The sequence below is a fragment of the Nocardiopsis exhalans genome, from assembly GCF_024134545.1.
In the GTDB taxonomy this organism is placed as follows: domain Bacteria; phylum Actinomycetota; class Actinomycetes; order Streptosporangiales; family Streptosporangiaceae; genus Nocardiopsis; species Nocardiopsis exhalans.
The window spans coordinates 1,693,909-1,716,146 of the sequence record NZ_CP099837.1 but is presented as its reverse complement, the minus strand read 5'-3'; the positions used below and the strand labels follow the sequence as shown (position 1 = coordinate 1,716,146).

19 protein-coding genes are annotated in these 22,238 nt (G+C 70.5%); 14 read left to right on the top strand and 5 right to left on the bottom strand.

Going from position 1 to position 22,238, the window contains the following annotated elements; translation table 11 throughout:
* Positions 1-127: 127 nt before the first annotated feature.
* Positions 128-1,291, top strand: a complete 1,164-nt coding sequence (locus tag NE857_RS07630) for an acyltransferase family protein (protein ID WP_254420348.1) — start codon at positions 128-130, stop codon at positions 1,289-1,291.
* Between the two features lie 127 nt (positions 1,292-1,418).
* Here NE857_RS07630 and NE857_RS07625 read toward each other — a convergent pair whose 3' ends face one another.
* Positions 1,419-2,348 carry a CDP-alcohol phosphatidyltransferase family protein gene (locus NE857_RS07625; RefSeq protein ID WP_254420347.1) on the bottom strand — a complete coding sequence of 310 codons (930 nt, stop codon included), beginning with the start codon at positions 2,346-2,348 and terminating at the stop codon, positions 1,419-1,421.
* Between the two features lie 242 nt (positions 2,349-2,590).
* Between NE857_RS07625 and NE857_RS07620 the strand changes: the two genes are divergently transcribed.
* Positions 2,591-4,030: a GuaB1 family IMP dehydrogenase-related protein gene (locus NE857_RS07620; protein ID WP_254420346.1), complete on the top strand. Its 1,440-nt coding sequence runs from the start codon at positions 2,591-2,593 to the stop codon at positions 4,028-4,030.
* Positions 4,031-4,113: 83 nt separating this feature from the next.
* Here NE857_RS07620 and NE857_RS07615 read toward each other — a convergent pair whose 3' ends face one another.
* Entirely contained in the window at positions 4,114-4,893 is a 780-nt protein-coding gene (locus NE857_RS07615) for an endonuclease V (RefSeq protein ID WP_254420345.1), read from the bottom strand.
* A 153-nt stretch (positions 4,894-5,046) separates the two neighbouring features.
* Positions 5,047-5,868, bottom strand: a complete 822-nt coding sequence (locus NE857_RS07610) for a M23 family metallopeptidase (protein WP_254420344.1) — start codon at positions 5,866-5,868, stop codon at positions 5,047-5,049.
* Between the two features lie 243 nt (positions 5,869-6,111).
* Between NE857_RS07610 and NE857_RS07605 the strand changes: the two genes are divergently transcribed.
* From NE857_RS07605 to NE857_RS07590, 4 genes are read left to right on the top strand one after another with little or no spacing between them, the layout of a single operon-like run.
* Positions 6,112-6,957, top strand: a complete 846-nt coding sequence (locus NE857_RS07605) for an ATP-binding cassette domain-containing protein (RefSeq protein WP_254420343.1) — start codon at positions 6,112-6,114, stop codon at positions 6,955-6,957.
* A gap of 58 nt (positions 6,958-7,015) precedes the next feature.
* Positions 7,016-9,058 (top strand): YhgE/Pip family protein, encoded by a 2,043-nt coding sequence (locus NE857_RS07600; RefSeq protein ID WP_246421397.1) that lies wholly within the window; start codon positions 7,016-7,018, stop codon positions 9,056-9,058.
* A 23-nt stretch (positions 9,059-9,081) separates the two neighbouring features.
* On the top strand, positions 9,082-9,774 hold the full coding sequence (locus tag NE857_RS07595) for a TetR/AcrR family transcriptional regulator (protein ID WP_051072918.1): 693 nt from the start codon (positions 9,082-9,084) through the stop codon (positions 9,772-9,774).
* Positions 9,767-10,165, top strand: coding sequence for a DUF3592 domain-containing protein (locus NE857_RS07590; protein WP_184370225.1), 399 nt, complete (start codon positions 9,767-9,769; stop codon positions 10,163-10,165). Before NE857_RS07595 ends, NE857_RS07590 begins: the two co-directional genes overlap by 8 nt.
* A 160-nt stretch (positions 10,166-10,325) precedes the next feature.
* On the opposite strand, the gene NE857_RS07585 is transcribed toward NE857_RS07590, so the two are convergent.
* A complete protein-coding gene (locus NE857_RS07585) occupies positions 10,326-11,405 on the bottom strand; it encodes an RDD family protein (protein ID WP_184370222.1) in 1,080 nt (359 codons plus the stop codon).
* Positions 11,406-11,891: 486 nt separating this feature from the next.
* Between NE857_RS07585 and NE857_RS07580 the strand changes: the two genes are divergently transcribed.
* The 7 genes from NE857_RS07580 (at position 11,892) to NE857_RS07550 (ending at position 19,864) form a co-directional block, all read left to right on the top strand.
* Complete coding sequence (locus NE857_RS07580) at positions 11,892-14,534, top strand: nitrate- and nitrite sensing domain-containing protein (protein WP_301184316.1); 2,643 nt, start codon at positions 11,892-11,894, stop codon at positions 14,532-14,534.
* Positions 14,535-14,536: 2 nt separating this feature from the next.
* On the top strand, positions 14,537-14,989 hold the full coding sequence (locus NE857_RS07575; protein WP_184370219.1) for a roadblock/LC7 domain-containing protein: 453 nt from the start codon (positions 14,537-14,539) through the stop codon (positions 14,987-14,989).
* Between the two features lie 8 nt (positions 14,990-14,997).
* A complete protein-coding gene (locus tag NE857_RS07570) occupies positions 14,998-15,438 on the top strand; it encodes a DUF742 domain-containing protein (RefSeq protein ID WP_184370216.1) in 441 nt (146 codons plus the stop codon).
* Positions 15,419-16,003: a GTP-binding protein gene (locus NE857_RS07565; protein ID WP_184370214.1), complete on the top strand. Its 585-nt coding sequence runs from the start codon at positions 15,419-15,421 to the stop codon at positions 16,001-16,003. Before NE857_RS07570 ends, NE857_RS07565 begins: the two co-directional genes overlap by 20 nt.
* A 285-nt stretch (positions 16,004-16,288) precedes the next feature.
* Entirely contained in the window at positions 16,289-17,287 is a 999-nt protein-coding gene (locus NE857_RS07560; protein ID WP_184370211.1) for an oxygenase MpaB family protein, read from the top strand.
* Between the two features lie 118 nt (positions 17,288-17,405).
* Positions 17,406-18,482, top strand: coding sequence for an oxygenase MpaB family protein (locus NE857_RS07555; RefSeq protein WP_254420341.1), 1,077 nt, complete (start codon positions 17,406-17,408; stop codon positions 18,480-18,482).
* A 41-nt stretch (positions 18,483-18,523) separates the two neighbouring features.
* Positions 18,524-19,864, top strand: a complete 1,341-nt coding sequence (locus NE857_RS07550) for an MFS transporter (RefSeq protein WP_254421910.1) — start codon at positions 18,524-18,526, stop codon at positions 19,862-19,864.
* Between the two features lie 50 nt (positions 19,865-19,914).
* Here the strand turns inward: NE857_RS07550 and NE857_RS07545 are convergent, their stop codons facing one another.
* Positions 19,915-20,568, bottom strand: a complete 654-nt coding sequence (locus NE857_RS07545; RefSeq protein WP_184370205.1) for a TetR/AcrR family transcriptional regulator — start codon at positions 20,566-20,568, stop codon at positions 19,915-19,917.
* A 117-nt stretch (positions 20,569-20,685) separates the two neighbouring features.
* Here NE857_RS07545 and NE857_RS07540 point away from each other — a divergent pair, with 117 nt between their 5' ends.
* On the top strand, positions 20,686-22,158 hold the full coding sequence (locus NE857_RS07540; RefSeq protein ID WP_254420340.1) for a DHA2 family efflux MFS transporter permease subunit: 1,473 nt from the start codon (positions 20,686-20,688) through the stop codon (positions 22,156-22,158).
* Positions 22,159-22,238 lie beyond the last annotated feature (80 nt).

The window sequence follows — 22,238 nt, the reverse complement described above, 5'->3', positions numbered from 1 at the left end:
CACGCGGCACGGCACCACCTGATCCCCGCCCTCGGCTGGCCGGACGACCTCCATCCCGCACGGAGGGTCGCGGGACCGACACCCATAGCCCCGAAATGTGATCTCGGAGTCCTTTGTGGCCTCATCCATGACCAGTCCTGCACCGCAGCCCCCGGAGAACGGGCACAGCGCGACCGCCCGGGTCTCCGCGGCCACGGCCAAGGCCGCGCAGGAGAAGCCGCCGGGTCGTGACGCCCGCCTGGACAACGCCAAATTCATCCTCATCGCGCTGGTCGTCGTCGGCCACGCGATCCAACCGCTCACCGACTACGGGCCCGCCAGTGCCCTCTACTACTGGATCTACTTCTTCCACATGCCCGCGTTCATCCTGATCAGCGGCTACCTCTCCCGGTCCTTCGACGCCTCGTCGAACCGGGTGGAGAAGCTGGTCCTGACGCTGGCCGTCCCCTACCTGATCTTCTGGACCGCGCACCAGGCCATCTACACGGTCGAGCGCGGCGGGCTCCCGGACTCCCTGTCCGTGCTGCAGCCCACCTGGACCCTGTGGTTCCTGGTCGCCCTGTTCCTGTGGCGCCTGAGCGTGCCGGTGTGGCAGCGGCTGCGCTGGCCGGTGGCGATCGCGATCATCATCTCCCTGTTCGCCGCCACGGCGGACCTGGGCAGCACCCTGTCCCTGGGCCGGGTGCTGAGCTTCCTGCCCTTCTTCGTGCTGGGCCTGAGCCTGCGCCGCGAGCACTTCGCCTACCTGGACAAGCTCTGGGTGCGCGTCGGCTCCGTGCTGGTGCTGGGCGTCACGGCCGTCCTGGCCGTGCCGATCTCGGACCACCTGAGCCGGGACTGGCTGTTCTGGCGGGACAGCCTCACCGACCGCGACATCGACCCGCTGCTGCCGAGTATCGGTCTGCGGCTGGCCTTCATGGGTCTGGCCCTGGCCATGACCATCGCGGTCCTGGCACTCACCCCGAAGCGGCAGACCTGGTACACGTCGCTGGGCGCCTACACGCTCTTCGTCTACCTGGGCCACTCGGTGGTCCTGCTCATCCTGAAGAACACGCCCTGGTACGACGTGATGACCGGCCCGGTGGGGCTGGCCGCCACACTCGCGGCGGGCGTGGGGCTGACCCTGCTGCTGTGCACCCCGTTGGTGCGCAAGTGCCTGCAGTGGGCGGTCGAGCCGCAGCCGACCTGGTTCCTGCGCCAGGACGACAACAAGGGCCTCGCCCGGAAGGAGGCCGACGCCAGGAAGCGTGCGGCCGGGAGCGGGACCGAGCGGGAGAGGAGTTCCGTCTAGGCAGAACCTCCCGACACCTCCCGGCCTCCCGTGAAAGTCACAGCAGAAGGGGCGTCCCGCGCGCGGTGCGGGACGCCCCTTCTGCTTGTCAGGGAAGTCGGCTCAGCTCATTTCGGGCCGCCTCGGCTCAGCTGCCGCCGCCCGCGGTGCCCGGGGTCGCGGCGGCCAGCTCACGGCGGCGCGCCTCGAAGCGCCGGGACTCCTGGTACAGGCGGGCCACCAGCACCACCTCGAAGAAGGCCAGCGCCAGCACGGAGAAGACCGCCACCGGGATGATGAGGCTGTTCAGCGGCGTGAAGAAGGCCACCAGCACGGTCACCGGCGCCACCACGCACAGGAACATCTCGAACTCGATGCCGCTGAACAGGTGCGGGCGCACCCGGTGCTGGAGCAGGAAGTTCCGCACCCGCGGATAGAGGCCCTTGGGCGCCGGGGTCTCCGCGTTGGCCGGGGCGTCCGACATCTCGTCGTCCTCGGGGTCGGACACGTCAGGGTTGGCGGCCTCCGCGCGCAGCCGGTCGGTGTCGCCCGAGGCGACCGCCAGGGCCTGCTTCATGCTCTTGCGCGTCTTGGCGACCTGCGACCCGTTGAGGTAGCGCAGCAGATCGAAGAAGACCACCACCGGGGCGACGATCAGGTAGGCGGCGTTACCCGTGACCAGCCACTGGCCGATCAGCAGCGCCATCACGCAGCCGAAGAAGCGGATCCGGTCGAAGACGAAGTCGACCCAGCTACCGAAGACCGACCCGTTGTGCTTCAGCCGAGCGATCTTGCCGTCCATGCAGTCCAGGACGAAGCTCAGGTGGAACAGCAGCGCGCCGGCCAGCAGCCACGCCCAGCCCAGGTCACCCGCCCAGACGGGGGCCGCGAAACAGATCGCGGACAGCAGGCCCAGCACACCGGCGCCCAGGGTCAGCTGGTTCGGTGTGATGTTGGTCCGGTTCGCCGTCCACACCACCAGCCGGCCCGCCAGCGGATCGACCAGGAAGACCGTCCACCAGGCGTCCTTCGCCTTGTAGGTCTCTTCCTTGACTTGCGCGAGAGTGAAACGCGACATGCGGGAGTTCTCCTGGAAAGCCCCGAGCCCGAGAAGGCCTACGGCGCACTGGATGCGGTCGCCGATTCGAGGCAGGGGCGAGGGCCGAGTAGAGGTGGGATCGAGTCATCATGCCAGACGGGGGTACCCCCAACCTAATGGCGACTGCATACTTGACTGGTAAGAGGGGGATCAACAGGGTGCCGTCGGCGGCGACGCGGCGGAGTGGTCCACCCCCTTCGGTCTCGACCGAGGTAGAGGCATTGCGTTTTCTCAACGACCAGGTCCCCAGCCAGGACCTGACCTACAGCGACGTGTTCATGGTCCCGGGCCGCAGCGCCGTGGGTTCCCGGCTCAGCGTCGACCTGTCGTCCCCGGACGGCACCGGCACCACCGTGCCGCTGGTCGTCGCGAACATGACAGCGGTGGCGGGCCGCAGGATGGCCGAGACCATCGCGCGCCGCGGCGGCATCGCGGTCATCCCGCAGGACATCCCCTTCGAGGTCGTCTCCGACGTCATCGCCTGGACCAAGCAGCGCGACCTGGTCTACGACACCGCCATCACCCTGAACCCGGCCAGCACCGTCGGTGAGGCCCTCAACCTACTGCCCAAGCGGGCGCACAACGCCGTGATCGTCGTCGACGACGAGCGCCGCCCGGTCGGCGTGGTCACCGAGGCCGACTGCGCGGGCGTGGACCGCTTCGCGCAGCTGCGCGACGTGATGTCCACCGAGCTGCTGACCATCCCCGCGGGCACCGAACCGCAGGAGGCGTTCGGGATACTGCACGACTTCCGGCACCGGCTCGCCCCGGTCGTCGACGACAAGGGCGCCCTGGTGGGTGTGCTCACCCGCACCGGCGCGCTGCGCTCCACCCTGTACGAGCCCGCCGTGGACGGTCGGAACCGGCTGCGCGTCGCGGCCGCCGTGGGCATCAACGGCGACGTGGCGGGCAAGGCAGCCGAGCTGCTGGCCGCCGGTGTGGACACCCTGGTGATCGACACCGCGCACGGCCACCAGGAGAAGATGATCTCCGCGATCGAGAAGGTCCGCGCGCTCTCGCCGGACGTGCCGATCGTCGCGGGCAACATCGTCACCGCCCAGGGCACCCGGGACCTCATCGAGGCCGGGGCCGACATCGTCAAGGTCGGCGTGGGCCCGGGCGCGATGTGCACCACCCGGATGATGACCGCCGTGGGCCGCCCCCAGTTCTCCGCCGTGCTGGAGTGCGCGGCCGCCGCCCGTGAGCTGGGCAAGCACGTGTGGGCGGACGGCGGGGTGCGCCACCCGCGCGACGTCGCCCTGGCCTTGGCCGCCGGTGCGTCCAACGTGATGGTGGGTTCCTGGTTCGCGGGGACCTACGAGTCGCCCGGCGACGTCATGCGCGACGCCCAGGGCCGCCAGTACAAGGAGAGCTTCGGGATGGCCTCGGCCCGCGCGGTGCGGCTGCGCACGTCCGAGGACTCCCCGTTCGACCGGGCACGCAAGGCGCTGTTCGAGGAGGGCATCTCCACCGGTCGGATGTACCTGGACGCCGAGCGTCCCGGGGTCGAGGACCTCATCGACCAGATCATCGCCGGTGTGCGCAGCTCCATGACCTACGCGGGCGCCACGTCGCTGGCGGAGTTCCAGGAGCGCGCCGTGGTGGGTGTGCAGAGCGCGGCCGGGTACAACGAGGGCCGCCCCGTGGAGAACGGCTGGTAGTCCGAGTACAGCAGAAATGACGGGGAGGGGCTTTCGGGCCCCTCCCCTTCTGTGTGCCTTCTTCTGCGTGTCTTCGCGTGGGCCTAGTTCTTGGTCTCGTGCCCCTGCTGTTCCTTGTGCTCCTTGCGGTACTGGCCGCAGAGGCGGTCCGCGTGCCGGATGGGCTCGGGGATCCGGTACTTGGGCGAGAGCCGCAGGATGAGGTCGACCGAACCGGCCAGGTCCACGCGGTGGCCCACGGACACGTAGACGGGTTTGGTCCTGGCACGGGTGCGCAGGACCCGGCCGACCACCTCGGCCCCCTCCGCGGCGAGGGTCTCGGTGTCGTCCACGAGCTCGGAGCGCCCGGCGACCATGGGCGTCCACGAGCCGCGCTCCTCTCCCGGCGGGGAGTTGCGCCCGTAGAGCACGGACTTGGCGGAGCCGATCACCGGAGCGTCGATGAGAACGCCCAGGTGGCTGGCGATCCCGAAGCGGCGTGGGTGGGCCAGCCCGAAGCCGTCGCAGACGAAGACGTCGGGGGCCACGGACAGCCCTTGGATGGCTTTGAGCACCGGAGGCAGTTCCCGGAAGGCGAACAGCCCGGAGATGTAGGGGAAGGAGGGGGTGTCGGCGACCAGGGAGGTGTCGACGACCTCCAGGGTGCGGGCGTCCAGGACCACGGCGGCCGCGGCGAGCTCGGTGTCGCCCACTCCGTAGCTCACGTCCAGCCCGGCGACGTAGCGCACGGAGTCGGGGTCGAGGGGTTCGGTGCGCACCCGGTCGGCCAGCAGGCGCTGGCGGGCCACGGCCTCCTTGGGTTCGGCGGGCCAGTTCTCCGGGTCGTCCAGGGCCTTGGCCGCCCGCTCCTCGATGCTGCTCACGTGATCTCCCCCGATTGCCTCGTCCGCACCCCGTCCGGTGTCCTGCCGAGGCGCAGTCTAGGCCTGGAGTGCCTCGGTCCGCGTCCCGTACACGGACGCGGACCGAGGCCGTAGTTCGGCAGACGGTTCGGTCGGCGGGTTCAGCGGGCGTGTTCAGCGGGGAGCGGGCGCGGCGGCGAAGGGCCTTCCGGCCCCGGGGACGCCGACCCCGGTCCAGCGGAAGGGGACACCCGTGGCCCGGGGGATCTCGGGGTGGTCCATCAGCTGAAAGTGCAGGTGTGGCTCGCTGGAGTTGCCCGAGTTCCCGCAAAGGCCGATCCGCTGGCCGGCGGTGACCCGGTCCCCCTCCGCGACCTCGATCGAACCCCGCTTCAGGTGGGCGTAGGCGGCATAGACACCGCCCCCCAGGTCCAGGACGACGCGGTTGCCGAAGATGCGGTGCACCCCGCCGAAGGCGCGGACGCAGCCCTCACCGAACAGGTAGAGCAAGCCCGGGTAGGAGTTGCGGCTGCGGTGGTCGCGCTGACCGTCGGACACATGCACCACCGTGGCGTCGGCGACCGCCAGGATCGGCTGGCCGAAGGCCGGGAAGCCGTCGTCGGGGCGCCGGGTCACGGGCCACCAGCCATCGACCAGCGGTCGTCCGGAGTCCACGAAGACGTCGATGGCGTACTCCTGGCCGGTGCCGCGTACCCCGTGGCTGGGGACCTTGTCGGCCGGGCTGTTCACCGCGGTCCACTCACCGCTCACCGGCGGGGCGACCTCCACCGGGTCGGGCGCCTCCCGTTTCCGTTCCGCCCTGTGCCACACGGCCCGGGACGTGGCCGCGGCCGCGAAGAGTGCTCCGACCAGTACGACCGCGGCCAGGTTCCACCAGGGCGAGAGGCCGAGGCTCTGTCTGAGGACCAGCAACAGGAACACCACCGGGATGCTCAACAGATAGAGCCGTTGCAGTACCCGTGCGGTCTTCGCCATGTCTTCTCCCCGGTTCACGGTAGTCAGCTCAGCATTATTACGTAATTACGTATCAACGTACCCCACCTTTCGCCCACGGAAAAGCGCGGGCCAAGTTCGACCGCCGTTCCCGCCATCCCCTGGTGCGCCTCGTTGTGCCAGAGGCCACAGGCCCGAACGCTCGGGACCACTGCCCCGGGCCAGTACCGTGGAGCCGAGAATTTGTACTGACTGGTCAGTTCAAAAATGGGGGAGGCCGCAAGGATGCGTCGGGCCACCGGAGCTCGCGTGCACGCAGAAGGCGTCACACTCACCACCCGCGAGGGGCCCGTCTACACGGGGGTCGACTTCACCGCCCGCCCGGGGACGCTCACCGTCTTCCAGGCCGATTCCGGGGGCGGTCGCAGCGCGCTGCTGCTCACCCTCTCCGGCCGGATGAAACCCACCGGGGGCACCCTGCACGTGGACGGATACACCCTGCCCAAGCAGGCGCGGAAGGTACGGCGGATCAGCGCGCTCGGGCTGATGGACGACGTCAACGCCCTCGACGAACGCCTGCGGGTCAGTGAACACCTCTCCGAGGCCCGCCTACTGCGTCTGCGGCCCTCGGCCCGGACCGTGTCGGACGCGGCGATGAGCGCCGCCGGGCTGGCCGACCTGGACCGCCGGACCATGGTCAAGGAGCTCTCCATGCTGGAGCGGCGACACCTCGGCGTGGCCCTCGCCCTGGTCTCCGAACCCCGGCTGCTCGTGGTGGACAACGTGGACAGCGGGCTCAACGACGAACACCAGGCCCGGATGTGGCGGTCTCTGAAGGACCTCGCCGACGAAGGGCTGACCGTGATCGCCACCTGCGCCGACTCCCGGGCACTCGACACCGTGGCCGACCGGGACACCCAGGGTCCCCTGCCGATCAGACAGGGCGGTAGCGACGGGAAGGACGGGGCCGGGAACGGCACGGCCGCCGACAGTACGGACACCAGCAGCACCGGAACCCACGACTCAGGGGCGGAGGACACCGGGCAAGTGATCGGTATCGACGAACTGCTCGACCGCGAGGGATCGGCGACGGAGAACACCGGCGGGGGTGCGCACCGTGAAGACTCGTAGGAAACCCGGCGCCCCCCGCTACCGTCTCCTGGCCGTCCCCCGGCTCGGACTGCTCACCATGCGGTCCTTCCTGCGGTCACCGCTGCCCACCGCGGCGCTCGCCGCGCTCATGCTCATCCCCCTGCTCTACTCCGGCATGTACCTGTGGTCGTTCTGGGACCCCTTCGACCGGATGGAGAACCTGCCGGTCGCCCTGGTGAACGCGGACGAGGGCGCCGAGGTCGACGACGAGGAGGTCAACGCCGGCGACGAGCTCACCGAGACCCTCCTGGACCGCGGGGACCTCGACTGGCACCTCGTGGACGCCCAGGAGGCCGCCGTCGGCCTGGACGACGGCACCTACTACGTCACCCTCACCATCCCCGCGCACTTCAGCGAGGCCATCACCTCGCCCTCCCGCGACCGCGAGGAACCGGTCCCCGCGCTGCTCGTCGCCAACTACAACGACTCCAACAGCTACATCGTCCGCCAGCTCGCCGGGAGCGCCTTCAAGGAGATCCGCGAGGCGGCGGCGACCTCCGCCATCAGCGACTACCTCGACCAGATCTTCCTGGGCTTCAACGAGATCCACAGCAAGACCGAGGAGGCCTCAGAGGGGGCCGACCAGATATCGACCGGCGCCGACGACGCCGAGGCCGGCTCCGGGGAGCTGTCCGAGGGGATCGACAGCGCACACGAGGGCGCGGGGTCGCTGAGCGGCGGGATCGGCCAGCTCTACGAGGGTTCGAAGACCATCGCCACCGGTGCCACCGAGGCCTCCAACGAGGTCAACGAGAAGGTGGGCGCGCTCGACGACCTCGTGGACGAGTGGCTGCCCCAGCTCGAAGAGGACATCCCCGACATCCAGGAGAAGGCCAGGGAGGCCGCGAAGGTCTCCGGTGCGGTGTCCGAGGCCCTGGGCGAGCTGCCCGAGGAGATCGACGTCACCGCGCTGACCGAGGTCGACGGCCGGCTCACCGACTACCTGGGGGACCACCCCGAGTTGGAGGAGGAGCAGCCCGAGCTGTACGAGTTGCTCACCGACCTCCAGGGGGCCATGGCCACCGCCCTGGAGGTGTCCGGGTTCGTCAACGACAACCGCGAGGACATCGATTCCGCCGCGGCCGAGGCGGCCGCCCTCAGCCAGAAGGCGGTGAGCCTGTCCGAGGACCTGCCAGACATCGTCGAGGACGCCGAGGACGCCCGGGAGCAGATCGACGAACTCGCCGAGGGCCTGGCGGAACTGGCGGAGGGCACGCGCAACCTGCGCGACGGTCTCTCCGGCGCCGCCGAAGGGGCCGGAGAGCTCGACACCGGACTGGGCACGCTCAGCGGCGGTGCCGGTGACCTCCATGACGGCCTGGGGCAGCTCTCCTCGGGTACGGACGAGCTCGCCGAGGGTCTGGCCGACGGGGTGGAGGAGATCCCCACCTACTCCGACCAGGGCCGGGTCACCGCCTCCGACATGATGAGCGAGCCGGTCCGGCTCGACAGCGAGGTGGACAACGAGGTGCCCAACTACGGCACCGGGTTCGCGCCGTTCTTCGTACCGCTGTCCCTGTGGGTCGGCGCCATGATGGTGTTCATGGTGCTGCCCGCGCTGTCCAGCCGCGCGCTGGCCTCCTCCGCCGCCTCCTGGCGGGTCGCCCTGTCCGGGCGGATCGTCCCGCTGATCCTCGGCTGGGCCCAGGTGGCGGTCATGCTGACCGTCCTGCGCCTGGCGCTGGGTCTGGACTCCCAGAACTGGCTGCTGCTGATCGCCTTCCTCCTGCTGACCTCGGCCGCGTTCACCGCGACCGTGCAGTACCTGAACGTGAAGTTCAACGCCGCGGGCCGGGTGGTGGCGCTGGTGCTGCTGGTCCTGCAGCTGACCTCGGCGGGCGGTACCTACCCGATCGAGACCAGCCCGGCGTTCTTCCAGGCCATCGGCCCGTACCTGCCCCTGCACTGGGGGGTGACCGCCATGCGGCACCTGGTCGGCGGCGGCGACATGACCGTGGTCGCGCAGGCGTTCGGGGTGATGGCGCTGTGGCTGGTGGTACCCATGCTCCTCACCTGGCGCGCCGTTGCCAAGAAGCGCGAATGGACGATGTCCACGCTCTACCCGGCGCTGAAGATCTGACGGGTGACCCGGTCACGGGCACAATGGGAGGAATGAACGTGAGCACCCCCGAACCGGGGCGGCCCCTCAGCGGCCGCCGTGAAGCCACCCGGCGCAAACTCTTCGAAGCGGCCGTCACCCTGATCTCGGAACAGGGGTACGGCGCCACCACCGTCGACGAGATCGCCGAACGGGCCGGCGTCGCCAAGGGCACCGTCTACTACAACTTCGGGGGCAAGAACGAGCTGTACGCGGCCCTGATGGAGTGGGGCGTGACCCGCCTGGCCGACACGCTTCGGGACTCCGTGCCCGACCCCGGCCAGGGCGCCGCGCCCCGCGAAGCCCTGGCCGAGGTACTGCGGGCCGGGGTGGTGTTCATCAGCACCCACGAGGCGCTGGCCCGGCTGCTCATCGCCGAGGCCTGGCGCACCAACCGGGCCTGGTACGAGGCGGTCCGACAGATCCGCACCGAGGCGATCGGGGTCATCACGGACCAGCTCGACGCCATGGTCGAACGCGGCCTGACCCGGCCGGACCTGGACACCTCCCTTGCGGGATCCGCTCTCTTCGGCATGGTGGTCACAGTGGCTCTGGACTGGCGTACCCTCCAGCCAGAGCGTCCCGTGGAGGACATCCACACCACCCTGGCGCACATGGCCGACGGTCTCATCGGCCAGCCTCCCCGCGCTGATCCCCCGCACGAAGAACCCCGGAGAGGACTCCCCCGCCATGGCTGACCTTTACCCGCTGCTGCCGGTGATCGTCGGTGCCGTCCTGCTGTGGATGGTCACCCGCGACACCCGGATGGAACTGCGCCTGGTCCGCAACGGCGTCCGCGCCAAGGGAAGGGTCATCGGCTACCACGAGACGTCGGTGGCCTCCCGGATGATCGTGCAGTTCCAGACCGAGGACGGCAAGGAGATCCACGCTGAACACGAGAACACCGGCTGGATGGCCTCCCGCGCCGGAGAGATCGTCACCGTCTCCTACGACCCCGAGGTCCCCGAACACGCCCGCATCGTCTCCGCGCCCTGGCTCAGCCACTGGGTCCGCGGCATGTTCGGCTCCCTCGGCCTGCTCCTGGTCCTCATCGGAGCGTTCCTGGGCTACCTCCACTGGACCGTGTAACCTCGCGCCTGCGCCCGCCCGTCGCCCGCCACCACCCTCAACAGAAGCCTTCGGCGCGGCCCTTGCTCCAGCTCGTTCCTCGCTAGCGGCTTGTCTCGTCTCGCGCTGTGTTCCGGAGGATCGGCCGCCCCGGCGCACGAACGGAAGGGCCCCCTGTGGCTCAGGACGGAGCGGGGACGTCCTCCTTGGGCGGGACGTAACGAACCAGGCGCTGGGGAAGGGACCCGGTCAGGCTGGAGCGGGTGCGGACGCGGGTGCGGCAGATGAGGTCGGCCAGGCCTGCGCCGTCCGGGCGGACCACCGCGGTGCAGGCGTGCAGAACGGCCACCGCGAGGGCGAACCACGGCAGGCCGAACGCGACCAGCGCGGTGACCGGGGCGTAGAGCAGTGCCGCGCGGGCCAGGACGCGGCGGCGGACGGCCGGGCGGGGCAGGCTCCACTCGGTCAGGGCCAGGTGGACGGCGGCGCGGCCCAGGGTGCTGCGGTCGCGGCGCAGCAGGGGCAGGAAGAGGCCGAAGAGCAGGGACAACCCCAGGAGGGTGCCGGTGAGGACCTGTTCCTGGGTACCCGGGCGGATGATCCCGTAGGCGTTCAGCAGGGCGACGAGCGTGGCCGCGCCGAACCACCACAGGCCCAGGTCGATCAGGGTGCCGAACATGCGCCGGGCCAGGTCCGGGGCGACCCGGTCGGGGACGGCCACGGGCCAGGAGCGGTGCGGGCCGAACGGCCAGAGGGCGGGCACCCAGCGGGCGAGCAGCCAACCCAGGAGGGTCCCGGCCGCGGCGATCCCGGCGATCTCGAGGGCGGCGGCGTTGTAGGCGCACGGGTAGAGGCCGAGCACACCGGTGGCGCGGACGGCGTGCACCGCCACGGCGAGGCCGGTGCCGATGGCCACCGTGGTGAACACTCCGCGACGGAACCTGGAACGGGCCAGGATCCCCACCGGCAGGAAGATCCCCAGGGCCAGGGCGGCGTCACGGAGTTCCAGTGGCGGGGCGGGGGCGGGTTCGACGGGGCAGAGCCCGTCGGCCGAGGCGGGCAGCGGCCACACCGCGTACACCGCCAGGCCGAGCCCGGCAAGCAGGGTGGCGAGGGTGAGCTGTCCGGGCCAGCCCACCAGGCGCCCGTAGCGCCGGTGCTGACCGCGCAGGTAGAGCGCGGATCCGATGACCATCAACAGCGGTATGGCGGCGACCGCCACCTCGATGGCGGCCTGACCTCCGCCGAACGGTTGCCCCATGGCGTGTGCGTTCCCCTTGCTCGTTCCCGGGGCGCCAGGCTAGTACGCCCCGCGCCGGTGTGGGGAGGGAACGGCGACATCACCTCCCAAGAGCAGTTCGGCGGGTATCCGGTAGCGCCTCGCAAAGCGGAACCGGGAACCACGTGTGACGTTTGCCCTATAGGACACGGGCCTCTCCTGGAACACCGTCCCCACAAACGTCATACGCGCCCTTGGATGAACATTTCGCAACTTCATGGCAGACTGCCAGCGGTACCCGGATAATCCGCTGTTTCCCAGGCGAGATACCATCCCCAACGCCGAAACCCCCGTTTATGGTTACTCTGCGGTAGGCCCGGCCTCGACCACCCCATGACGGGACGAGCACGGCCCGCGGGGTGGAGCCCCCACGTGCGAGCGCGCCGACCGCCCAAGAAGCGGAAACTGGCGGCCACGCGGCACCGCAACCACCCCGAGAAGACTTTGACGCGGATCGACAGGAGAACCGTGCAGGCAGTACCGAAGAAACGTGGGCGGACGATCACCGCCCGTATCCGCGCCATGGTCATGATCCCCACCACCGCGCTGGTCGCGCTGTGGCTGATCCTCACCTTCGCCCTCGGCGGCGACGCGGCCCTGAAACTGATCCGGTCCAAGGCCACCGACGAACTGGTCACCCCGGCCGCCGTCGGCCTCGTGGACGCGATGACGGAGCGGTCCGCGACGATCGCCTACATCGAGAACCCCGACGACGCCGACCTCGTCCAGCAGCTGGAGCAGACCCGGCAGGCCACCGACGACTCCCTGGGCGCCGTCGTCGAGGACCTCATCGGGTTCGCCGACCTCGCCCCCGGCGACGCCGGCATGCACATCGAGATGCTGCACGGCATGTACCAGGAGATCGGCGAGTTCCGCGAAGCCGTGGACAACGGTGACGCCGGCCGCGCCGACGTCCTGGACTACTACAACGAGCTCGTCCTGCACGGCGCCGACAGCTTCGACAGCCAGGGCCGTGAAGGCAACGAGGGTGACGCCGTCAGCCCCGGCTTCACCGCGGTGTACATGTTCCGCACAGTGGACGTGGGCGCCAAGCTGGACGCACAGATCGCCCGCGCCTTCGCCACCGGCGACCTCTCCCTCGAGGACCAGCGCGAGTTCACCGCCCTGCTGGGCGCCTTCGAGACCCTCCTGGACGCCAACGCCCCCTACCTCGCGGGCGAGGGCCACCTGGAGCGCTACGACGCCGTGATGGAGAGCCCCGAGTTCGCCACCCTGACCCGGCTCTCGGACGAGATCGTCGAGCGCGAGATCGAGTCCACCACGGTCACCGACCCGATCACGCTGGCCCCGGAGACCGTCGACGACCTGACCATGCCGGTGGACAAGGCCGAGTGGGACGCCGCCTACGACCACGTGCTCACCGAACTCACCGCTCTGGGCGCGGACGAGGCACTGCACTCGGCGCAGATGAGCCGTGAGGACGCCAACAGCGCCGTGGCCCTCGCTGTCGGCGGCAGCCTCGGTGTCGCCGCCGTCATCGCGGTGGCGTTCTTCCTGGCCCGCCGTTCCTCCCGGAACCTCACCGAGCGCCTGCTCACGCTGCGCACGGAGTCCCAGGACATGGCCGAGAAGCGGCTGCCGGAGATCATGGACCGCCTGCACCGCGGCGAGCGCGTGGACACCTCCACCGCGCTGCCCGAGCTCAAGGCCGGGGACGACGAGATCGGTGACGTCGCGCAGGCGTTCAACACCGCCCAGCGCGCAGCCATCGAGGAGGCCGTCCAGCAGACCGAGCTGCGCCAGGGCGTCAACCGCGTCTTCCTCAACATCGCCCACCGCAGCCAGACGCTGGTCCACCGCCAGCTGCGCCTGCTGGACAAGATGGAGCGCGAGCAGGAGGACCCGGACCAGCTCGCCCAGCTGTTCAAACTGGACCACCTCGCGACACGCTCCCGCCGTAACGCCGAGAACCTGCTGATCCTCGGCGGTGAGGCCCCGGGCCGCACCTGGCACCGCCCCATGCCGCTGATCGACGTCCTGCGCGGCGCGATCTCCGAGTCCGGCGACTACACCCGGGTCAAGCGCGAGCGCATCGCCCGGGTGAACCTCAACGGCCCGGCCGTCGCCGACGTCATCCACCTGGTCGCCGAGCTGGTCGACAACGCCGCCATGTTCTCGCCGCCGCACACCCAGGTACGCCTGAGCAGCGAGGACGTGCCCAACGGTGTGACCATCGAGATCGAGGACCGGGGCCTGGGCATGACCGACGGCGAGCTCGCCTCGGCCAACGCCCTGTTGGCGGACCCGCCCGAGTTCGACGTGATGCGCCTCAACGAGAAGATGCGCCTCGGCCTCTTCGTGGTCTCGCACCTGGCGCACCGCCACGGCATCCGCGTACACCTGCGTTCGTCGCCGTACGGCGGCGTGCAGGCCATCGTGCTGCTCCCGCAGGGCCTCATCTCGGGTGACCGCACCCCGCTACCCGCGGGTGAGGACACCGGCGAGGACATCTGGGAGGTGCGCGAGATCGTCGACCGCACCCCCGGCGCCGCACTGGAGGCGAGCCGCACCAAGCGGCCCGGGAAGCCGCTGCTGACCTCGGTTTCCACGTCGCCGACGCCCGAGGGCGACCGGACCGGCGAAGACAGGGCTGACGCTGACAGGGGCGACGGCGCCAAGGCGCCGTCCCAGGCTTCGACCGCGCCCGAGGCAGCGTCCCAGACCCCCGCACCGTCCCCCGCCCCGGCCGAGGCGCCCGAGAGCGACCTGCTCAGCACCCCCGCCAAGGACGACGACCGCCGTCCCTCCCTGCCCACCCGCAACTCCCGGATCAGCGCGGTTCCGGACTCCCCCGCGGGGTCCCCGGCCGAGGACCCCGAGCCGGCCGAGAAGGTCCAGGCCGGCGGCGGCCGCCCCGCGCTGCCCAAGCGTCGTCCGCAGGAGAACCTGGCCCCCCAGCTGGCGACCGATCCCTCCGACACGGGGAACTTCGGACCCGCGGCCGGTGGCGGTCCCTCCTCCGAGCCGACCCTCGACGGCAAGGAACGGCTGGCCCGGCTGCGCCGGAACATGTCCGCGTTCCAGCAGGGGACGGACCGCGGACGGCGCGACGGCCAGCAGAACACCAACGACACCGACAAGGACGCGTAACCGTGACGAGTACCGAAAGCGCCGAGCGCGGCAGCGGAAACGCCGCGGGCAAGAAGGACATCGACTGGCTGCTCGACGAGTTGCTCGACCGCGCCGTGGGATCCCGCCACGCGATCGTCCTCTCCGCTGACGGCCTGCTCATCGGCCGCTCCCGCGAACTGGTCAAGGAGGACGCCGAGCACCTGTCCGCGGTGGCCTCCGCCTTCCAGAGCCTGGCCCGGGGCACCGGCCGCCACTTCGGCGGCGGCGAGGTCCTGCAGACCGTCGTGGAGATGGAGAGCGCCTACCTCTTCGTCACCGGCGCCGGCCGCGGTGCCTGCCTGGCCGTCCTGGCCGAGGAGAGCTCCGACGTCGGCCTCATCGCCTACGAGATGAACGTCCTGGTCGAGCAGGTCGGCCGTTATCTCGACGCCGCGCCCCGCCACGAGGGCGCTTCCGGGGAAGCCACGCGTTAGGGGTCGGTATGCAAGCGCACAACGAGTTCGATCCGGGCATACCGTCGCACGGCCTGCCGCATCGCGACGCGATCGGCGGCTACGGCGACGACGCCCCGGGAGCCGAGGAGGCGGGACCGCTGGTCCGGCCGTACGTGATCGCGCAGGGCCGCGACCACGCCGACGCCATCCAGCTGGACATGATCAGTGTGGTGATCGCGGCCAAGCGCGCCGAGGTCGACGAGATGGCGCTCGAACCGGAGCAGCTCCGCATCCTGGAACTGTGCCGCCGCCCCCAGTCGGTGGCTGAGGTGTCCGCCCACCTGGACATCCCGGTCGCCGTCGTCAAGGTCCTGCTCAGCGACCTGCTCAACCGCGGCCTGGCCCTGGCCCGCGCCCCCTACACAGCAAAGAGCCCGGTCAGCCGGGACGTACTCCAGGCGGTTCTCGATGGCATCCAGAGACTCTGAACCGGGCCCCGAGGCCCCCGTCCCCTCGGCACTGAAGATCCTGGTGGCCGGTGGTTTCGGCGCAGGCAAGACCACTCTGGTCGGCGCGGTGAGCGAGATCGCCCCGCTGAGCACCGAGGAGGTGATGACCGAGGCCAGCTACGGGGTCGACGACCTGTCCGGCGTGGAGTCCAAGACCACCACGACCGTGGCGCTGGACTTCGGCCGCATCACCATCAGCGAGAGCCTGGTGCTGTACCTGTTCGGCACGCCCGGGCAGGAGCGCTTCTGGTTCATGTGGGAGGAGCTGTCCGAGGGCGCCCTGGGCGCGATCGTGATCGCCGACACCCGACGCCTGGAGACCTGCTTCGCCGCGGTGGACTTCTTCGAGCGGCGCGGGGTGCCGTTCGTGGTCGCGGTGAACTGCTTCGAGGGCGCCCACCAGTACGAGGCGGACGAGGTGCGTGAGGCTCTGAGCCTGAGCCCCGACATCCCGGTGGCGCTGTGCGACGCACGCCAACGCGAGTCCGCCAAGCAGGTGCTGCTGACCCTGGTGAACCGGGTCGCGGAGCGCGTGACCGCGTAGGAACGCGGAAGGCGTCACCGCTCGGCGGAACGTGTCACCGCGCAGGTGTGCGGGCATGGGCGGGTGAGGAGGGTTCCGGAGCCTCTCCTCGCCCGCCTTTCCGTGTTTTTTGGGAACATTCCGGACACGGTTCGGTGCCCGGGGCAGGACAGCGCCCCTCCATCAGCTGTACACACGAAGCGTCCAGGTAAAGTGCCAGGCGGTGAAACGTCTTCCCGGCGGGCGTTTCGCGGTACCGACGACCATGGACCCGTCTCGGGCGGGCCCGGACGAGGTGGAGTTCAGATGAGGCGTTTCGAGTGGCGCGACAGGATCCACAGCCTTGACGCCGAGGCCGACTGCGAGCGGATCGTCCAGATCCTGGGCACGCACGAATTCCCCTGGGACATCGAGCAGGCCCTGGGGCTCGCGCTGTACCGCACCTACGCCGTCCCCTCCATCGGCGAGCTGCTCGGGCACACCCTCGAGTTCACCGAGCGCACCCAGCACCGCTACGACGACACCGCGCTCATCCTGAACGACATCCTGGAGCACGGCTTCGGTCCCGGCCGCGGGCGCGACGCGCTGCGCCGGATGAACCAGATGCACCGGTCCTACGACATCAGCAACGACGACTACCGGTACGTGCTCAGCACCTTCGTGGTCATGCCGGTGCGCTGGCTCAACGACTACGGCTACGGCTGGCGCGAACTGAGCGACCACGAGATCGCGGCCAGCACCAACTACTACCGCAAGCTCGGCCAGCACATGGGGATCAAGGACATCCCCGAGACCTACGAGGAGTTCCGCGAGCTCATGGACTCCTACGAGGCCGAGCACTTCGCCTACTCCGAGGGCGGCCGCGCCGTCTCCGACGCCACCCTCGAACTGATGGTCGGCTTCTACCCGGCCTGGCAGCGCCCCCTCGTGCGCCCCTTCACCCAGGGGCTGCTGGACGACCCGCTGATCAAGGCCTTCAAGTACCCGGAGCCCTCGGCGTTCTGGCGCAAGTCGGGTGATGCGGCGCTGAAGCTGCGCGCCAAGGTCGTACGGCGGATGAAGCCGCGCGAGGAGCCGCGCTGGGCCCGGATGAGCCCCAACATCCGCAGCTACCCGGACGGTTACGCTCCGGACCGCATCGGTACCTTCCCGCAGGGCTGCCCGGTCCCGCACGACCTGCGTACCCGGGGCGTCCCCGGGACCGGCGCCAGGGTTCCCGCCCCGGGGCAGGCCGTCGCCCCCGGTTCCGTCGGCACAGGGCCGGCTGGGACAGAGTCGGCCGGAACCGAGCCGAGCGAGAACTGAGCCGAGCGAGAACTGAGCCCGCGTCCCCACCCCGCACCCCGCACCGGAGCCCCCGCCGAACCCTGCCCCCCGAATCCCCCGTTGTTCACCATCCCCACTTCCCCTGAAGGAACCGCGAATGAAGCGCTTCGACTGGCGCGACGAGATCCACCGCCTGGACGCCGAGGCGGACTGCGTGCGGATCATGCAGATCCTCAACTCCCACGAGTTCCCATGGGACATGGGCCGGGCCCTGGGCATCGCGCTGTACCGCACCTACGCCGTCCCCTCCATCGGCGAGCTGCTGGGCGACACCGACCAGTTCACCGGCAAGACCCAGAAGCGCTACGACGACACCGCGCTCATCCTGGGCAACATGATCCGGCACGGCTTCGAGCCGGGTAAGGGCCGTGACTCCCTGCGCCGGATGAACCAGATGCACCGGTCCTACGACATCAGCAACGACGACTACCGGTACGTGCTCAGCACCTTCGTGATCATGCCGGTGCGCTGGCTCAACGACTACGGCTACGGCTGGCGCAAGCTGAGCGACCACGAGATCAGCGCGATCACGCACTACTACCGCAAGCTCGGCAAGTACATGGGGATCAAGGACGTCCCCGAGACCTACGAGGGCTTCCGCGAGCTGCTCGACAACTACGAGCGCGACCACTTCGCCTACACCGAGGGCGGCCGCAGGGTCTCCGACGCCACCCTCGACCTCATGGTGACGTTCTACCCGCCGCGCGTGGCCGGGCTGGCCCGCAAGTTCTCGATGGCGATCCTGGACGAGTCGCTGATCACGACCTTCCGGTACGACCCGCCGAGCAAGGCGATGCGCAAGTCCGCGGACATCGCGCTGAAGCTGCGCGCCAAGGTCGTACGGCGGATGAAGCCGCGCGAGGAGCCGCTGTGGGCGGACATGAACCCGAACATCCGCAGCTACCCCAAGGGGTACGACGTGGATCAGCTCGGCACGTTCCCCGCGACCTGCCCGGTCCAGCACAACGTGGACCCGGTGGCCCACGAGGAGCTGTACGGCAAGGAGGGCGACCGACCCGCCGAGGCCGCCGCGGAGTCCTGCCCCGTCGGCACTGGGCCCACCGAGGCCGAGGCGGCCGAGAAGGCTCCGGCCGGGTCCTGTCCCGCCGACGCCGGGTCCGCTGAGGCCGGGACGGCCGAGACCGGCAAGACCCCCGTGGACGAGCGCGCGTGACCACGACCCACCGGGCCCCGTCCGAGGACGGGGCCCCTCGTGTGCCCGGCTCCGAAGCGGGCCCCCGGCCGCTCCCCCGTTCGGTGCACGCCTGGTACGGCACCGGCGCGGTAGCCCTGGGGGTCTTCAACACGGTCCCCGGCCTGCTGCTCCTGATCTACCTGACCGACACCCTGGCGGTGAGCCCCGCCCTGGCCGGTGCGGTGATCTTCCTCCCCAAGCTGATCGACCTTCTGGTCAGTCCGTATATCGGTATCTGGTCCGATAGGACGAGGTCCTCCTGGGGTCCCCGGCGCCCCTGGATGCTGGCCGGGGCGCTCACCCTCCCCCTGCTGTTCGCGGCGGTGTTCGCCGGTCCTCCGCTCCAGGGCGCGGGCGCCGCCGCCTACGTGGCGGCGCTGTTCGTGCTGGCCGCGCTGGCCTCGTCCATGTTCGTCGTGCCCTACACGGCGATGCCGGGTGAGATCACCTCCGACTACCACGAGCGCTCCACCTTCAACACCTGGCGGACCGCCTTCGCGGGCCTGGCCCTGCTGCTGGGCGGTGCGCTGGCCCCGGTCATCCAGAACGTCCCCGAGGACCCGGTGACGGGCTACCGCCTCATGGGGCTGTTCATGGGCGCGGTGCTGGTGCTGTCCATGCTGGGGACGGTGGTCGGCACCCGGCGCGCGCCGCGCCCGGCCTTCCGGCCGCGGTCCGAAGGGCTGCTCGCCCAGCTGCGGGTGGCCTTCGCCCACCGGCACTTCCGGGTACTGTTCCCGGCCAACCTCTTGATGGCGGTGGCCAGCGGCACCATGGTGGCGGGCGTGCCGTACGTGACGGCCAACATCATGGGCGAGCCCGCGTACACGAGCATCCTGATGGTGTGCGTACTGGTCCCGCTGATGGCGGCGGCCCCGCTGTGGAAGCGGCTCTCGCTGCGGGTGGACAAGAAGCGCGCGGCGGCCTGCTCCGCCGCGGTCTTCGCGCTCGGCGGCCTGGGGCTGCTGCTCATCCCGCTGTGGGGCGTACCCGGCGCGGTGTTCTCGTCGGTGCTGGTGGGCGTGGGCCTGTCCGGGACCATGATGCTGCCCGCCTCCATGCTGGCGGACTGCATGGCCGCCGAGGACGGCTCCGGCCGCCGCCAGGGCGGGGTGCTGTCGGGCGTGTGGACGTCGGGCGAGGCGATGGCCCAGGCGGTGGGCACCGGCCTGCTCTCGCTCTCCCTGGCCCTGAGCGGCTACGTGGAGTCCGGCGCGGGCGAGGTCGTCCAGCAGAGCGGGACGGCGCTGCGCGGCATGCTGATCGGGAGCACCCTGCTGCCCGCCGCGGTGATGGTGTGCTGCCTGGTGCCGCTGATGTTCTACCGGCTCCGGGACCCGGGAGCGGGTCCGAGGAAGTGAGCTGGGCTGAGTGCGGGGCGGGGCCGTGGTGAGGACCCCGCCCCTCCTGCTCAGCCCCGGCCCGGGCCGTGGATGCGCAGGAAGGCGTCCACCCCGGAACGGACCACCGCGAGACGCTGCTCGTCGGGCAGCGGGAGCGCCCCGAAGAAGGTCAGGCCGTTGGCCGGACTGCGCACCAGTGCCACGTAGTGCCCGGCGGCGGTCTCCTCGGCGCCCGGACCGATCTCCAGCAGTCCCCGGTCGGCCAGGGTGCGCAGGTGCGCGGCCAGATCCTTGAGGACCAGCTCGGAACCGTTGTCCGACCACGCCCGCGCGGCGTCGGGGAAGTGCGCGGCCTCCCCGATCAGCAGCCGGACCAGGGCCGCGTGGTCGGCGCGGCGGCCCTTCCGCGACAGCCACTCGTCCCCGAACCCCACCAGCGCCTCCCGGGCGTCCCGCGCGTCCCCGAAGTGGCGGGCGGCGATCGCGGCGTGGTCCGCGGCCAGGGCGGCGCTGCACCGGGAGACGATCGTGAGGAACAGCGCCCGCTTGTCCTCGAAGTGGTTGTAGATGGTGCGCTTGGAGACTCCCGCGCCGGCGGCGATCGCGTCGACGCTGGCCCGCGCGTAGCCCTCGCTCAGGAACACCCGCAGCGCGGCGTCCGCGATGGCCTCGCGTTTGGCCGCCGACCTGCGGTCACGCCCGTCCCCGCACGTATCGGTCATCAATTCGCCCTGCCGTCGCTCTGTCGTCGGGAACCCTGCCGGGTTCCATCATCCCGTGCCCGTCATCCTGGGAGAACCCGGTTCCCATAGGAAACTGCACCGTGTAGTTTACTTACTATGGCGAAGCAAGACCCCACCTCTCCATCCGCCACTCCCCGGCCTCTGGAACCCGCCCTTCCCCCGGCTCCGGCCACGGTGCCGGCGCAGAACCCCGCACCACAGAAGCTCGACGGTCCGCTGCTCAAGCTCGCCGCCGTCCTGCTGGTCGGCGCCATGGCCGCCCTGCTGGACACCACGATCGTCAACGTGGCCGTGGACCACCTCTCCCGGTCCCTGGACGCCCCCGTCTCGACCGCGCAGTGGGTGGCCAGCGCCTACCTGCTCTCCACCGCGTCGGTGATCCCGATGACCGGCTGGGCGATCGACCGCTTCGGCCAGCGCGCCACCTGGATGACCGCGCTCGCGCTGTTCGGCGCGGGTTCGCTGCTGTGCACCGCGGCCTGGTCGATCGAGAGCCTGATCGCCTTCCGCGTGGTCACCGGTCTGGGCAGCGGCATGGTCCTGCCCCTGGTCATGACGATCCTCGTACAGGCCGCCGGGCCGCAGCGCCTGGGCCGGGCGATCGGCCTGATCAGCGTGCCCATCCAGCTGGCGCCCGCGCTGGGCCCGGTTCTGGGCGGGATGGTCCTGGACACCCTGGGGTGGCGCTGGATCTTCGTGGTGTCGGTGCCCATGATCCTGCTCGCCATGGCCCTGGCCGTGCGCGGGGTACCCAAGGGCGACCCGCGGGCCACCGAACGGCTCGACGTCGTCGGGCTGCTCCTGCTCTCCCCCGGAATCGCCACCCTCCTCTACGGCCTGTCCGTGCTGGGCGACTCCCCCTACGCCCTGGTGTTCGCGGCCGCGGGCCTGCTGCTGATCATCGGTTTCGTGGTGCACGCGCTGCGCGAGCGCCCCAGGGGCCCGGCACCGGTGATCGACCTGCGTCTGTTCCGGGAGCTGCTGTTCGGGCTGGGCGCGCTGCTGATGTTCGTGTTCGGGATCTGCATCTGGGCGGGCATGTTCCTGCTCCCGCTCTTCTTCCAGCAGATCCAGGGAACCTCGGCGATGACCGCCGGGCTGCTGATGGCCCCGATGGCGGCCGGGGTGGCGCTGGTGAACCTGTTCATGGGTTCGGTCACGGACCGGGTGGGACCGCGCTACCTGGTGGTGGTCGGCCTCCTGGTGGGCGCGGCCGCCACCGCCCCGTTCGCCTTCGCCGGGCCGGACACCTCCCCCGCCCTGCTGGCCGGCGCGATGTTCGTCCGCGGTCTGGGGCTGGGCGCGGCGATGGTGCCGATGCTGGCCACCGCCTACCGGCGGCTGCCCTCGGACCAGGTGCCCCGGGCCAGCAGCGCCCTGAACGTCACCCAGCGGCTGGGTGCCGCCATCGGCACCGCCGCCCTGGCCCTGCTGCTGTCCTCCCTGCTGGCCGGGAACGCGCAGCCCGAGACCGCCTTCCAGGCCACCTTCTGGTGGATGACCGGCCTGACCGCCGCGGCGATGGTCCCCGCGATGTTCCTGCCGAGCACCCGCCCCGACCTCGACTGACCCCACTCCTCAGCGTGACCTTGCTGCCGGAGGCAGGTTCGGCGCCCTCGGTTTGCGGTGGTACCGCGCTTCTGGTGGCA